This window comes from Candidatus Steffania adelgidicola (assembly GCF_020541225.1).
GTDB classification, from domain to species: Bacteria; Pseudomonadota; Gammaproteobacteria; order Enterobacterales; family Enterobacteriaceae; genus Steffania; species Steffania adelgidicola.
The window spans coordinates 587,355-604,539 of record NZ_CP045889.1 but is presented as its reverse complement, the minus strand read 5'-3'; the positions used below and the strand labels follow the sequence as shown (position 1 = coordinate 604,539).

Here is a 17,185-nt window from a genome sequence, read left to right as displayed (position 1 = left end):
TCCGATAGAGACAATGGATTACGTTAATTGCGATACGTTGAATATGGCTAGCCCGATAATGCCAAATATCACCTTTAAAAGGTACTGATTATCCTTGACCATGACATTTTTCTACTGCAAAGGGCACTATGGAAGTGGGGCATACTTTCCATCTTAGAGATGGCTTTGTCAGGATATGCCATTGAAATATATATACTATTTCATTTCGCATGGAGCTCATCATCTCTCTTAGAGAGAGCATCTTTAGATGCTGCGTCCATAGATACGTCTAAGCTACTAGATTTTAATGGTATCCTTTTAAGGACTGTTTAAAACAGTTTTTACTAATTAAAAGATCTTAATCATCCAATCGGATACTTAAGCAACTACGTTACCCTTTTTTAATACGGGTATTGTTCGATAGGAATCTCCATTTTTTTCGCAATCATTTTATTTAATATAAATAGTGATCTTTTATCAAGATGAACATAAAACCAAATTTTCTCTCTATGAACCAGTATGTTATAGAGAGATCTCTATGTAAGAGATAGATATTGGATTAGAGTCAGAATGACATAATTAAATCAAGTAAAGTTAAGTAATAAATATTTATATAATGATCATGGATTCCAAAGTTAAATTTATATAAAGATTATTTGTTCTTAACTTAGCTCTCGTCTGATAGATATTTCCTATTTCTTCACGGATTTCATCAGGTGGTTCTAATGGATTTTATAGTTTCTCTTAAGAAGAGCATAAGAAGTCTTCTAATCTAGAAAACGAATCGATGACGTTTAAATGTTTTAAATAAAACTGAAAATAAATCATTAAGAGATAGAAAATGTTGTCTAGAGATAAAAAGAGAATTTCTTTTAAAGAAACGATAGTGTTTATTGTCAAGCTTAGCTGATATTTATAATCCATTGATAATGGTAATGCTCTAACCACATTTAGTCACGCTAGATCTAAACGCCTTAGTATATACAACATAAAGTGTTAATATGAATTAATATCATTAATCTCAATAAGGTAGATAAACATTATATTCCCATCCGTATAGTGAAATTAATTTAAAACAACACACTATATTCATGCATGAATTATTCATTCCATGTGTATAAAATACATACATTAAAGTTTGATGAATTACTTTACTGTATTTAAATGAAATAGATTTTTTCTAAAGTCCTCATTTTTTAAAATGAGAAACGCTATCAGATAAAGTCATAGATAAAGTCATAGATACAGTATATAAAAAATCCATAGCGCGTTTACTACGAGTACTTCGTATACTCAAGTACTCATATTGATAAATCAGATCATATCTCTCATTAACATATTCGCGCAATCTATATTTTATTAAACCCCAATAAAAATCAGCAAAAAAATAAAAAATATTCGTATGCAACACCATTACTCATACTCAATTTTTAGCATATAATTACTATTATCACATTGATCTACAAGGAGATGTTTTTTAAACTAAATGAGAGTCTATATAGTGATCTTTGAAGGAATAGTTAAATTTAAAGGATGAATAATTAGAGTGCCATCCTGCAAAGATAACCGTGCGCCCTTACCTAAATACTCAGCCGGAATTTGATCACTTAACCAATACTGGCCGGCAATCGATAAAAGTTCGGGGAAGAGATGGGTACAGAATATCTGGCACTCTCCTTCACCTGACGCACCAGCTAATGCACGACCCCGCATCATGCCATAAATATGTATATTGCCATCCGCAATAAGCTCAGCGCCAGCGCTGATACTACTCGTGACTACTAGATCACTGTTACGGGCATAAATTTGTTGCCCAGAGCGCACTGGAGTGTTAATAAGCTGCATTTTAAGTGATGCTGGGGAAGCAATGCGCTTTAGTACTTTACCTTCAGTTAATAATGGAAGGCCACTTCTAACAATCGCCTTTTTTAGTTTACTGTCATTGCAGCCACTAACACCGACTAAATGTAAACCAGTAGCTAGTAATGCCTGTAAAAGAGCCTCCCAGGGAGGATCGCGCCCAAGACCGGCGACATTGATAACAACCGGCGCTTCTTTTAAAAATTCAGGTGCTTGTTCAACTTTTTCCTCTATCGCCCGGCGAATTTTCTCTGGCTGATCATCACGTATATGAATTACCGATAGAGTAAAATTACTCCCTTTCAACTCAATTGGCATTGTAGAGATCTACCTTGACTCAGTCTTAGACATGTATTTCCCGATGTGTCACGGGATATGATATATCATATCCCTACAGTGATGTTATACATACCGCTATGTATTGACATATATACTTCAATATGGAAGTAAAACAAAAAAATATGTTTTTATAATTTATCGCAGTAAAAAATAAACCACTCTAGTTTGTTTTTCCAAAAAAACAAGATATATCCTCCCTCTTAGACAACTGCATAATCGAATGCAACAAACCGAATTTTTTAATTTCTTGAACTTTTATAGACAGGATTAAAATATTCACTTTTAGGAAACATACAAGAAACAATTATAAAAATTTTATCTCTATATCTTCCTATCGATAGACAGTTTATCATTTTTATCTAGGATAGAATCAATTATTAATTAAGACATTTTGCTATACTTTTAACGGGATAAAAATATTATGATATTGTGGAAATAAAATTTAATTCAAATTCACATTTATTAATATGAGATAGATGCCAAGAGATGATCCAATACTTTATTTTATGCATTATATTTAGTTTTAAAGTGTATATTTTTCCGCAAACAACTTGAATCCGGATATGTATATTTAAGTTAAACAACTCTATCTTTTTGTGTTTTTTATTACTGCATAATTAGATTAATCTAAAGATATTTTATAAACAGGCTGTCTATCCACGATAGACATAAGTATATTTCATTAGTTTAATAAAAGCATTTATTGCTATTTAATAGCTGTATCTTATTATCTGATGATAATCAATGAGGGGGTGAATTCATTCGAATATAATTGCTAAACAACTTATTTTGTTGATTTTTCTTTAAATCTTAGAAGATTGCATCTTGTCATTTTTAGTGATTTAGATAGTGCTCTACACCATATTATAGCATTAAAGATATCAACAAACTTAATTTTTAGCTGTTCATTAGCATGACAATGCTAACTGTGCATCACATTTCTTACATATGATTTATATATGAATACACTGACAAAGTCCCATCATGTATTAAATCAAATATTTAATCATCTTATAAAATCCAGAATGAGATTACCTGATTTATGATGGATTTTATAAATCAAAATCCACCCATACAGCCGCGTGATCAGACGGTCTCTCCATAGATCGGATAGTATAATCAATACCCGTCGTCTTCACAGATGCCGCTAGCGGGCGCGAGGCTAATAATAAATCAATACGAAGACCATAGTTTTTATCAAAGCCACGAGAACGATAGTCAAACCAAGAGTAGCAATTATTAGTATCTGGATGACTCAAACGGTACATATCGACTAAACCCCATGCCAACAAGCGTTGTATCCAAGCCCTCTCTTCAGGCAAGAAAGCGCACTTTCCAGCACGAAGCCAGCGCTTACGGTTTTCTTCACCGATACCAACATCTAGATCCGTAGGGGTGATATTCATATCCCCCATAATAAGAAGCAGAGATTTATCATTATGATTGTCCTGCACATATTTTTGAAGATCACGGTAAAAACGTTCTTTAGCTGGAAATTTTATGGGATGATTACGGTTTTCACCCTGAGGGAAGTAGCCATTAACCACCGTCAAAATTCCTTTAGGTAAAACATAATCAGCCATGATAATACGGCGCTGTGCTTCAGCACTATCCGTACTAAAGCCTCGACGAATAGCTAACGGCTTTTGTCGACTAAATAATGCCACACCATAGTGGCTTTTCTGACCATGGTAGTAAAGATTATAATCGTAATCTGCTATTGCTTCGATTGGAAACATATCATCGTGAACTTTAGTTTCTTGTAAACCAATAAAATCTGGGTTTAATGTCGAAATAATTGCTTTAAGCTGATGAAGGTGTGCACGTATCCCATTGATATTAAATGAAACAAACTTCATTGTTTATTCCAAAATAGAATATTTTATTGATGTTATCAGAAAAATTCAGTAAAAGAAACGAAGTGCAACAAACTCGGTTTATAAGTGATAAAGATGCAGATCTTGATCTACTTCTGATTAGGTTTTTCTTCCTTTAAGAAAGAAGAACTTTCTTTGTGCTATTAAGATATGTCATCATGGGATGACATCCAATAGTTTTCCGATCTGCTATACCTATCATCTAGGATATATTTTCTTTAAATAGTATTTAACATTCATCTATTGATTAATCTGGTGGATTGTGACTGTCGTAGTGATTAAATTGTTATAGGCGATATAACTATCCGAAAATTTCTCCCATAGCTTTATAGCTATGCATAATCATGAAAAATTCTCAGTAAAGACACTAAAACCTATCAAGTTCCATAATCAAGATGTCAATCATTTAATTTTGTTGTTTTTTTGATTTTTTTGTGATGGATGTGGTATTTTCAGCTGTATTTCATACATATTTTTTACTCTTTTCCTATGTTCATTACGTTTTAAGTCTGATTGAAAAATAGCGAAGTTAGATGTTGACTTGTAATCATTAGATTAACGTCAATAAAATTGAAAAATTGAAAGAATATAGCTGTGTTAAGAACACATCAGAATCTGTCAATAACGGCAAACTTAAATGTGATCTATCAGACAACCGGCGTTTGTTGCTTTTAATCTATTTCTCTTCAGATAGTCGCTAATTCTTAGCATTCGTCGATGCAAGCTAATGACTCACATAAAGTACCAATCTGATCTTAGGGCTATATGTTACTTGTCTATGGACATATATCGTCCCAATGATTTACTTTAGCTTAAATCTCTTAGAGATCTGGTTATGAGTATCTTGTTATTCGTAACATTACACAATAAAATTTCACCAAGTACTTTACTAATTCAATAGAGGTTAATATATCTTGGTGTTTTATGTGAGGAGGACTATAAAATCAGTGAGGTTGCTAGGTAACAGGAATCAAAGTAGGTAGGGCAACCCTTATTTGATAAGGTACGTGTTCGATAAACTATACTTAGTGTATCAATGAATACGCATTTATATTAATTGTTTAAAACATTAGACTGCCTCTCTATAGTCTGGTGACTATGTGGTGATTTAATTAATATATGACTAATAATACCGAAGTTACTTATCGGTAAGTAGTGGTACTTTATTGGTATTCGTAAGGTGCTGAGAACATGGTATTTGCTTGCCTTCTCAGTTTACTTTAACAGCGTTAATGACTAGTGTCAAGTTCAGGAAAGGATTTTAGGAGTTCATCAATCATCTTGATCTGGAGTAATAATGGCTCCAGTTGAGCCAACGGTAAGGCGGAGGAGCCATCACATTTCGCCTTCTCCGGGTCAGGATGAGCTTCAATAAAGAGACCAGCAATACCGACCGCTATACCAGCTCGCGCTAATTCAGTTACCTGTGAACGACGGCCACCGGAAACGGCGACAAACGGATCTCGAACCTGCAGTGCGTGCGTGACATCAAAAATTACCGGACAGCCGCCGGAAACTTGCTTCATTACATTAAATCCCAACATGTCAACGACTAGATTGTCATACCCGAAATTACTACCACGATCGCATAAAATTACCTGATGGTTACCAGCTTCACGAAATTTATTAACGATATGACCGACCTGTCCTGGACTAATAAACTGAGGTTTTTTTACATTGATTACTGAACCGGTATGGGCTATTGCCTTCACTAAATCGGTCTGGCGAGCTAAAAATGCCGGTAACTGGATCACATCCACCTCTTCCGCTACACTTTTTGCCTGACTAACTTCGTGTACATCTGTGATCACTTTCACACCAAACTGCCTTTTTAGATCGGAAAAGATCTTCATCCCCTCTTCTAAACCGGGTCCGCGATAAGAATAAATAGACGATCGATTAGCTTTATCAAAAGACGCCTTGAATACATATGGAATGCCTAATTTTTCTGTCACGGAAACATAGTGTTCACAGACGTGCATTGCCAAATCGCGGGACTCTAGTACATTCATACCTCCAAACAACACAAATGGCCGATTGTTCGCCACTTGGATATCCCCAATACTAACTACTAAGTGTTTCATGCGTTACCTTTTTAATAGAAATTAAACAGGAATCTGCGATATAGTCGACTATAGCCGATTAATGATGGCTAAGCGACTTTATGTTCATGACATTATCACCTATCCTTTATTGATTAGATATATAGTTTTTTTAAAAAAAGACGTGTGGGCATGTTATATAGAGACTTTCTCATATAACAGATCCCATGGAGAGAAATGTAATACGCATTCTTTATTATAGACTAATGCTTCCATCTGTCAGTAATCTTTGCAAGTATTTTGGTTCCATTTTTGCTATCTATCAGCGCGATTAGTTATACATCACACCATCATTGATATAGAAATCCTGACCTCTAAGTAAAAAGATGCTCTATGGAACACACATTAGCAAGTTTAATTTCGTATATTACCGAATTAAGTTATTGATAGCTAGGTCACAGCTAAATTTATTAGCTTGTGTTTTAAACATGCATAGTGCCATTAGATGTAATTTACATGTCAAGAAAGTAATCTTGTTGGTATCTTTTAAAAAAATTGTAGTGTCTATTGACTCTTGTTCAGATTACAATGGCAGTTTTTTCTTAAAAAACCATTAGAAATCACTTAACTTATAAAAATATCTAGTATGTGTTAATCTAAATCCTTAATTCTTTTACTTTAAAATGCATTGACTTTTTAATATATGATATATAGTAGAGAAAAAATATACTTGCTATTGACTTATCGTTTCTTATGATAAGTCGATTTGCAAAGTTAAAAATATCCTACAAAATCTTAGTGTTGTCTGTAACTTATTGATAAACAATGGTTGGTTGTAGAGGTTATATAACATTACGATTTTTACCCTTTATGCATGGAAAGATAGCTACTTAGCGATATGGTTAATTGGGGAATATCATCATAATTTCATATCGAAAGTCTGCTAATAATAAAATATAATAATTATATCCTAATTCAGGAAATGCATTAATCTGCATATACAAAATCAGTGAGTATACTCTTTATTATTTTAAACCGAGCGTGTTTCTATTTAGGTAAAACCGGCGTATATATATAAGCAAAATTCTTTTCTTTCGCTAGAAGATTGACTAAAAATTCTAAAGTGAATTATTAATTCTCAATAATTATGCGCGATTTTCTTATAACTTATAACAGGGATCTCTTCATCGTTAGAAAATTAATACTAGAGTTAGTCTATAACTCTTCTTAACTATAATTTATTCATTACTGACGCTAATAGTAAAACTAATCGGCTTTTAAAGCTAAAAAATCGCGCTACCAATAAGCATGTATAGATCGCTTACATTCCATCGATTGATATGTGGCACTGATTTAGCTTATCTTCTAGATAAAGAAATATAAAAAAGATTCTTATTACTATAATAATTACCCTCCATTTATAATAGAAAGGATAAAATTCAACTAAAATGTTGATTTCTAATTGCAGAATGCTTTTAATACACTTAATTACGACCTCCAATAAAATTACATGGCGTATTAAGTTTCGTACTGAGCACATGTTAAATTAAGTTATAAACTTACTAAGAATTCTACTATTCTAGCCCACGAATATCAAGTCAAGGAGAAAAACAGGGATGCATCAAACCGATTTTTCCATTATCTGCAATTCACTTTAACTAGCCTGTCTAACAGACCTGTGGCTACTTAACTAGTAAAAAAAATAAATCGCTCCAACTTCAGAATATAAAAAGAAAAAAATAGGAAAGAAATATCGATATGGTCTAGATTGTAGAAACACAAACAAATTAGATGGTAGTGATAAATGCTAGATTGTATTCTAGACAACTCACTTCCTTGTCAATGTAGTTAACGCCAGAGATAACAGCGATATGTTTAATTATTATTTTGTATAAAAATTACCTTCAAAAAAATAGAAATCAATATGTTACATATTAGCTGCTTGTTAAGCATACTAAACCACCCGGCGGAGAAGATGCCAAACAAAAAAAATCTCTTCCCTTACCCGTATGGGTAAACTCAATCTTACGCTTGCGAATAGGATTTGTTCCCCTCCCCCATGATGACCTTTTATACCGTAATCAACTGGCTATTGCTATTTGGCTATTGGTTGTTGATCGCAGGTGTAACCTTGAAGGTAATGATAAAAAGGCGAGCGGTTCCCTCTTCTATGGCTTGGCTGCTGATCATCTATATTCTACCCCTAGTCGGAATCATTACTTATCTATTATTCGGAGAACTCAATTTAGGTAAACGCCGCGCTGAACGTAGCAAAGCGTTCTGGCCTTCAGCTGCTAAATGGATGGAAGACATGAAAGGCACTCCGTGTCTTTTCACTAATAGAAGTAGCGAAGTAGCTCGCTCCGTATTGCAGCTATGTGAGCACAGGCAGGGAATGGGTGGTCTAAAAGGTAATGGGATACAACTACTCACTAGTGCTGATGATGCACTAAAATCGCTGATTCACGATATCACCCTGGCAAAAAATAATATTGAGATAGTATTTTATGTTTGGCAATCGGGTGGCCTAGTAGAGCAGGTTGGTGAAGCATTAATGGCTTCTTCTCGACGAGGCGTTCGTTGTCGGCTAATGCTTGACTCGGCCGGCAGTTTAAGTTTTTTTCGTAGTCCCTATCCCGCACTTATGCGCGATGCTGGAGTACATGTGGTAGAGGCGCTTCACGTAAGCATCTTGCGCGTATTTCTAAGGCGCATGGATTTACGTCAGCATCGCAAAATGGTACTAATTGACAATTATATTGCCTATAGCGGCAGCATGAATATGGTTGATCCGCGTCTTTTCAAACAAGATGCTGGTGTTGGCCAGTGGATCGATATCATGGCGCGCATGGAAGGACCCGTGGCTAGAGCTATGGGTATCATTTTTGCATGTGATTGGGCAATAGAAACTGGTGAGCATATTCTTCCATCTTTAAATACCAACCTAATACCTTTTAAGCCAACTGAAGACCATAATAGTATTCAAGTCATTGCCTCAGGTCCAGGTTCCCCCGAAGGCGTAATCCATCAAGCGTTGCTTATCTCTATTTATTCGGCACGTAAAACATTAGTCATGACAACACCATACTTAATACCAAGCGATGATTTGCTTCAGGCCATTTGTACTGCAGCACAGCGTGGTGTAGAAGTGCATATTATCGTTCCACGCCATAACGATTCAATACTAGTGAATTGGGCTAGTCGAGCATTTTTTTCCGAGTTACTAGAAGCCGGCGTGTTGATACATCAGTTTGAAGGCGGTCTACTGCATACTAAAAGTGTCCTGGTAGATCGGCAGTTAAGTCTTGTAGGCACGGTAAATCTAGATATGCGCAGCCTTTGGCTGAATTTTGAGATCACACTAGTCATTGATCATAATGCTTTCGGCTACGATTTAGCTAGGGTGCAAGAAGATTATTTGGCCCGATCACAGCTGATCGAAGCGACAATCTGGTCTAATCGACCCTACTGGCAGCGTATTATCGAAAGGCTATTCTACTTCTTTAGTCCCTTGCTATAATCGTATCTGAAACAAATAGATCACAATACGTTTTTTAAAAGACCTGTGTTCTTTTAATTTCAACTTTTACCTATGAAATGCGAAACAGATCATTGCTATTTCCTGTGATGCATCATATATAATATCAATTCATAACATATAGTTATATGTTGTTCTTCTAGAAGTGAGAAAACTTAGTTTTCCTTAAAAACAGAACACATATTGATGATATGGAAAGTGATTTCCATTAACTCACTAAGATCAATAATTCCCATCATATTTATATATTATTGTTTCAAAAAAAACAAATTCAGGCCACTGAATCTAATGCAATCATAAATGAGAAATACTGAGTGAGAAGATTATTTGTTCAACGTATACTGCTATTATTCCTCTTCTGTAGAAGAGATAACGATTTTCAAAATTTTCTTATATTTAAGAGGATCAATTGATAAGATTGTTTTAAACACATTAACGATATTAATTCTGATTTCTAGTACCAAAATACTTTTTTTTGAATCGTCTCACTAGCATCAATAACACTAGAAAGTCTTTTTAAGAATTCCCGATAAACATGATAAGATTCTCACTAAAAATTAAAAATTCAATTAAATATCATCCGCTTTATCATTCCAACAGTATATAATATAAATGTTTACTATAACACATATTAAAATGCATGAATAGTCAATTATTTAGTAAATTCTAATTACATGGTTTTCTTATCAACTACTATTATATGGAATAAGATACATATCCTGTTTGGCCTGATAAAAAAGATTGCTAAGAAAAAACTTAACGAATTCTTTTTGAGAATAGAATTCTATATATAGCGTTATTTCTGAAAAAATCAGCGATCAGTCTCTCCTTGTTATCAAGGAGAGACAATGTCAGAAATATAATTCATAGTAAACAATATAAAAACGGGTCCAGCTGGTAAGGCAGTCCCGTCATTGAATAAACGCAATTTAATTTTATACTCAAAATACCCCAGCGCCAACATCTTTCTACTGCTAAGTTTATAGGTGATATAGATAAAAATAAAAATAAAAATGGAGACTATATTTCATAAAAAGATAATTTAGCCATAAATGGTAAAGCCCCTACTGGTTTATCTCTCATGGTATTCGATTACTTATCTAGTGTATCAACTGGTGTTTACATATTATGATTAATAAGAACAGCATGTTACAGAACCCCATTAAGTCCAGATGATAAAAACTATCTACGAATTTAGAGCACAATAGATTATATATATTTAAGCTGTATATCAATACACTAGCTAATGAAGTGTCTATACCTAGACTAAATAGGAGGATGTTTAATTAATTCTTGATTTATAACAGCAGGAGGATTTAGATATCTATATGTAATAGACAAGATTATATATAGTAAAATCAATAATTTAGTGTGAATTACCGCTATCTTTTAGTCTTAGCTCGACCAATACCCTCCTTATGCTATTTAGTCTAAATAACTCAATATCGCTATTGAACTGTACTCAATAAAAAACAATACTGAAAAAAACAAGAAATCCCAGTCAAGCTGAAAAATATAAACGTGATAATCTGCTTGGTTGTTATTACAGATATATTTAGGATATCGACTTTATATTAAGTCAGTATCTAATAAACTGATTAAATATATCGTTTTATGCACCAATGTTGTTTACTATATATTATAGTGTCATTGACAATATCTGATATTAGTAATAAATTCTAATTTTTTTTTCCTGTTCACGCTGATAATGATGAAGAGCAGGTTAATGAGCAATAGAGCAAACTATAAAAGCAGGATTTTTTTATGATTCTAACTATAAGTGATGCGCTGCTATCCATATGGATAGCAATCAGCGACGTTAAAAAAATCGCTTGGCATGAGCCAAGCGATAGTTTTATCTTTGAAAAAGCGGGAATGGTCTTTTTCTGTTCTCTTTTTTTTAAAAAAAGGATAGTTCTTCTGAAGAAGTTTTACTTAATAAAATTAATAGCTTTTACTAAAACATTTGTCATAAAAATTATTAGATATTTTCCTGTTTAATCTCATTCGCTTTATCTAAATAGAAAAACTAAATTTACGATTGCCTTGTTATTTTTTAGACGCAAACACATTATTAATACGCGATTTTGTATTAAATATAAAATTCTTTCCACAATCCTCTTAATTTATATTTCCATAAAAATAATCTATAAATTATTTCATACCCCCTGTTCATACTCGATAGTCTGTAATTGGGGATAATGGATTAAGACAATGAAGGAAATAATCTTTATTAGCATAATGTTATTTCTGAAAATTGAGAAAACACATCAAGATTTAGGTAAGTAAGTTCGTCTTTTAAAAACAAATTAAAACCGTGTCTTTGTTTTTATTTTTTATAAAAGTTCTTACCTTCATACTTAGGAAAATCAAGTCGCTTCTGTCTCGTTCTGAGGAACGATATAATGTAAAATTTACATCTAATTACCAGCTATTTATCAAATAGGATAGCGTTATTTTTTATCATTTATTAGAATTTCTTCAACATACTACATGCTGATCTATAAACCATGGTAAATATGGTTATAATAATCCATATTATACATTGTAATATTTACCAACCTTAGATTTAAAATTGATTCTTTATCACTAAGTGGAGCTAAGTTTTATATCCCGCCATTTCTATCTTTCTCTCTCAAAATCTGAGCAGTTAATGTTGAGATAATCAACGAGAACTAAAATATAGCTCTTTTTGTGTTAACTCTTCATCAGAGAAAAGCGAAGATTCTAAAGTAATTAATAACATAGATTTTAGGAACGGATATGTGCGATATTACGTCATACTCACGTATAAGTGATAAATAAAATAGCAATAGATTTTTTATAAATTAAAGATATACCAAAATAAATATTTATATCAGATCGATTTACCTTCTTTCAAGGTGATCGAACGACAGAGATAAGGTAACCTTCTGGTACTTTGCCATAACGGATGTAGAAAAAATAAAATACACTTAAAGAACTGAAGTTTTTAAAATAATATTATTGTTATCGCTTTTTTACTCTTCATTTTTTTCTTATTGGATGTGACTGGGTTTTACTCTAGTAAATATATAAAAAGCAATATTCTCCTAGAGACAGATATGGTATTAGTGATATTCACTAGGAATGATGACTTAGATTTTTTGAGATAAAAAGATCCTTATATGCTAATCAGCAATCTTATTGTATATTAGTTATAAAGTAAAAAATAAAAAGGAGTGGAAAAGGTGTCTTTGACACTAAAGAGTGTACTATTTGACATGAGTATTAATGCCAGTATATTTTATATAAACTTAACAAACAACATACGCTTAGGTACTAATGTTAGTATGTTAGATGTCAAGGTAAAATTCTTACCTTGATCTTTTTGAATCTAACGCTGCTTAAGTATAAGCGCAAATAAAAGTACATCTTTCTTATGATACACACTTTTCTTCTTTCTGCATTTAGGGGATATAAGAAAAATAAAGTCACTTAGTCATATCGACAGTCTTACCAGTACCGGTGGAAAAGAACTCAATATGTTATGCAATAAACAATCATGTTGTTTAGCAATAGCTAAAGAACTATAGAATTAGATAGCATAATCTTAGTCCTTCCCTAGTACCACAGTAACCACTGAGCTCTATCCCCGTCTTAAACACAGTTATCAATTAAAAATTGATACTTTTTAAAAGTGCTCCTGGTATTCAACCCATCGTTTAACAAGATTGAATACTATTACCTAACGTTGGGGGGGTAAGAGTAATACACGAATTTAATATGTTAAGGAATGCTAATAAATGCAAAAAAGATTAATGATCGTTTATTGTCTTGCCGCCATACTATCAGCTCCGGTTTTTGGGGATGATGCCGACGTACTGAAAAACCGCCTAAATAAGATCAATAGTTTTTACGCTCATTTCGTTCAAAAGGTGACGGGAACATCGGGTGATCTGATCCAGGAAGGTAAAGGGGAAATCTGGGTAAAAAGGCCAAATTTATTTAACTGGCATATAACTGAACCAGATGAAAGTAGGCTGATTTCTGACGGAAAAACTCTATGGTTTTATAATCCTTTTGTTAAGCAGGCAACTGCTAATTATCTAAAAAAATCGATAGAAAATACACCATTTATGCTAATCCTAACCAGCAACTCCGAAGACTGGCGGCAGTACCATGTCAGACAGGATGGAAACGATTTTTGGCTAGTTCCGAAATCTGACGAGGGTAATCCGAAAGAGTTTAGGATAAACATCACCGATAACGGCACCATGAAAGCTTTTAGTATTGTAGAGCACGATGGTTTATGTAGCGTTTATGAGTTAAAAAACCAAAAACAAACATTTATAGATAATGTTCAGTTTAAGTTTACAATACCACAAAACGCAACGCTCGATGATCAGCGCTAAAAAAGCTATATCACTATATTTTTCACTTATATTATTAGCTCCAACTAGTCGCTGGAGATGAAAAACGTTTATTGACGATTAGGCTGTATATTAGTTCAAGAGATTTTCTGATTGAAGATAAATCGCTAACCTAAGTAATCAATATAGTCATCGCATCCAAAATTATTTGAAAACCCATAGAGGAAAGAGGAACAACTCTAGAAAAACTTGTTCCCCATTACAACCTGATTCAGTTAGAGAACACTAAGGGTAAGGATTCTACGTCTCAAGGATGAGAAAAAATACTTAATTAAAGAGTATCCGCTAGATTACAATACAGAATTAGACACTCAATACCATGAGTCAATGAGAAACACAGTATTTTTTTCATAAAAACAACCTAGACGCCTGTTACATAAGTAATTATAGAAGGTTATCATGATCTTTATCAACGACACCATTGAGAACTAGGGTTTTAAACTACATTTAAGGCTGCTGTTGTCTCTTAGTAGTATTCTATTACACGGTCCAAACATCAATTTTTTTTATTGATTAGTGAATCCGTACAAAGAAAATCATATATACTCAGTAAAACAATATATCATACAGCAGTCGGCAATCTATCTTCTTTCAGAAGATAAAATAAACAGTAATATGCACTTGGATTTCAAAATTTTACGCTCTCAACAAGAAATAAGTACAACCGACAGTAAGGCTGCATGAGAGAAGGGGCGTTCCTTGATGAGATACGCTAAGTAGCAATCGTTTTAGTATAGATAAGATCCGGCTGATATAGACGCCTGCCAGGCAACTCTATAACAGCCTGCTAACCCTATTGTATCGATAGTGGCGTGTATCATTCAACCAAATCGCTACTCGAATAAAGTGATATTATCTATCTTGAGTTGAAAACCGAATAACGATCTCAATCCTCATTTTAAACAGCAATCTAAAATAGACCCCCGCTTATCCTTGCGAGCCCTTTAGCTTATCAAGCTAAGATATAAAGCTTATGTATTGAACATAGGCATCTCAAGGCAAACTTAATATCTATCTCTGCTGATAAAACTATATTCTCTACTGTATCACTCATAACCGAGACTATTATTCAAAACTAATCGACATAGATTGAGCTAGCCAGACAAAAAAGTATCGATCACCCCATTGTTGGGGTAAGGTTAGTAATATTTATCATACGGCGTCCGTTTATTGGTCGTAAGGCCGATAATTTACATTAGATACTCATCACTATAGGACTAGCATGCTCGATTTAAATCTGCTACGCAATGAACTTAACACTGTCGCCATAAAATTGGCACGCAGGAAATTTCAACTGGATGTGACAATCTTTCGCCAACATGAGAAGCGTCGAAAATTGCTCCAGGTAGAAACCGAAAATCTACAAGCAGAACGTAATGCCACCTCTAATTCAATCGGCAAAGCCAAATACCGCGGGGAAAATATCGCCTCAATGCGGGAAACGGTTATGAGGCTTAGTGAGCGTTTAAATGCTGCGAAAAAAGAATTAGATGTATTGCAAACCTTTCTTCGTAACTACACGCTCTCGCTACCTAACATTCCTGCCGACGAGGTACCAGATGGCGCTGATGAAAACCATAACATAGAAGTTTTGTACTGGGGTGAGCCACGCCACTATGATTTTCCTATTCGAGATCATGTCGAGCTAGGTGAAATGGCGGGCGGTTTAGATTTTGCCGCTGCAGTAAAACTAACCGGGTCCCGTTTTGTAGTAATGCGTGGGCAGATTGCCCGCCTTCATCGCGCATTACCACAATTTATGCTGGATTTACATACCGAAAAACATGGCTATTTGGAGTATTATCTACCCTATCTAGTAAATAACCTTTCGCTGTACGGTACTGGACAACTACCAAAATTCACTGAAGATCTTTTTCATACTCAGCCACTTAGCGGACAACCAGACACTAGCACGTATGCACTGATCCCAACTGCGGAAGTGCCGCTGACTAATCTGATACGGGATGAGATCATCGAAGAAGAATCGCTACCGCTAAAGATGACCGCCCATACGCCCTGTTTTCGCTCGGAAGCCGGCTCTTATGGACGTGATACTCGTGGACTTATTCGTATGCATCAGTTTGATAAAGTGGAAATGGTACAACTAGTAAAACCAATACAGTCGATGCAAGCTCTCGAAGAGATGACTGGACATGCCGAAAAAGTACTGCAATTACTAAAGTTACCCTATCGAAAAATACTCCTTTGTGCTGGGGAAATGGGTTTTGCCTCATGTAAAACCTACGATCTAGAAGTGTGGTTGCCAGCACAAAACACCTACCGCGAGATATCCTCTTGCTCTAATATTGGTGATTTCCAGGCGCGCCGGATGCAAGCTCGCTATCGCAGTCGGACAGAGAAGAAACCTCAGTTACTACATACGCTTAACGGTTCTGGACTCGCAGTTGACCGTACCATGGTAGCGCTTTTAGAAAATTATCAATTAGCCGACGGTCGCATTGAAATACCAGAAATACTGCAACCCTACATGAAAGGTTTGACCCATATCGGCTAAGTAATCACATGCATAGTATGTCGTTAATAAGCGCATTTGTTCACTATATTGACTATCCTGCGATATATTATAAATATAATATATTGATTCAATACTGTTTTATTCACTTTTTCTGCCATATCCGAGATGGAAAAAGTTATTTTGTTGGATTTTTTTAGTAACTCCTATATTTACAATCAAAACTATGTTTCAGATCATTCGCCACTAGATTAACAAAGAGAGCGTTACGTCTTCATGGCTTATTCAAGCTGAATCACGTTGATAGAGCAATAATAATGCGTATTACTGCAACCTATTGATCACAGTACCCATTGTATCTCCTTATCCGTTTATGTATCAACGCATAAACACCGATTTCTCTCAATCGCATATTGAAAACAGCTTTATTAGTCAATCAATACAGGTAGTGTTCATCACAACTCTCAGCATCTTTTAATGAGAAAAACCAGTTTCGTCTATTATTTATGGAAAACCTAAAATTACATCACTTCTTATATCATCCCTGCTTAAACACTATGTTAATAGTCATGACATATACCAAGCATGAGAAGATGCGGAATCGTCTAGCAGACGATCCTTGATCACTAAATATCTACTTGAACTATTTCTTGGATTTTCGTTGGCTTGAGAATTCGCTGAAAACA

General features: G+C 34.3%; 6 protein-coding genes. 3 read left to right on the top strand and 3 right to left on the bottom strand.

Annotated features, from left to right (window positions below; all coding sequences use genetic code 11):
- Nucleotides 1-1,473 precede the first annotated feature (1,473 nt).
- The 3 genes from minC to kdsA all read right to left on the bottom strand — a co-directional run bounded on the left by minC (nucleotide 1,474) and on the right by kdsA (nucleotide 6,139).
- Nucleotides 1,474-2,166 (bottom strand): septum site-determining protein MinC, encoded by a 693-nt coding sequence (gene minC, locus GFK82_RS01695; protein WP_226811262.1) that lies wholly within the window; start codon nucleotides 2,164-2,166, stop codon nucleotides 1,474-1,476.
- Between the two features lie 1,064 nt (nucleotides 2,167-3,230).
- The gene (gene xthA, locus GFK82_RS01690) at nucleotides 3,231-4,037 is read right to left on the bottom strand and encodes an exodeoxyribonuclease III (RefSeq protein WP_226811195.1); all 807 of its coding nucleotides are present in this window, start codon (nucleotides 4,035-4,037) and stop codon (nucleotides 3,231-3,233) included.
- 1,247 nt (nucleotides 4,038-5,284) lie between these two features.
- Entirely contained in the window at nucleotides 5,285-6,139 is an 855-nt protein-coding gene (kdsA, locus tag GFK82_RS01685) for a 3-deoxy-8-phosphooctulonate synthase (RefSeq protein WP_226811194.1), read from the bottom strand.
- Nucleotides 6,140-8,156: 2,017 nt separating this feature from the next.
- Here kdsA and cls point away from each other — a divergent pair.
- The 3 genes from cls (at nucleotide 8,157) to serS (ending at nucleotide 16,541) form a co-directional block, all read left to right on the top strand.
- A complete protein-coding gene (cls, locus tag GFK82_RS01680) occupies nucleotides 8,157-9,617 on the top strand; it encodes a cardiolipin synthase (RefSeq protein WP_226811193.1) in 1,461 nt (486 codons plus the stop codon).
- Nucleotides 9,618-13,399: 3,782 nt separating this feature from the next.
- A complete protein-coding gene (gene lolA / locus GFK82_RS01675) occupies nucleotides 13,400-14,008 on the top strand; it encodes an outer membrane lipoprotein periplasmic chaperone LolA (protein ID WP_226811192.1) in 609 nt (202 codons plus the stop codon).
- 1,240 nt (nucleotides 14,009-15,248) lie between these two features.
- On the top strand, nucleotides 15,249-16,541 hold the full coding sequence (gene serS / locus GFK82_RS01670) for a serine--tRNA ligase (protein ID WP_226811191.1): 1,293 nt from the start codon (nucleotides 15,249-15,251) through the stop codon (nucleotides 16,539-16,541).
- Nucleotides 16,542-17,185: the final 644 nt, after the last annotated feature.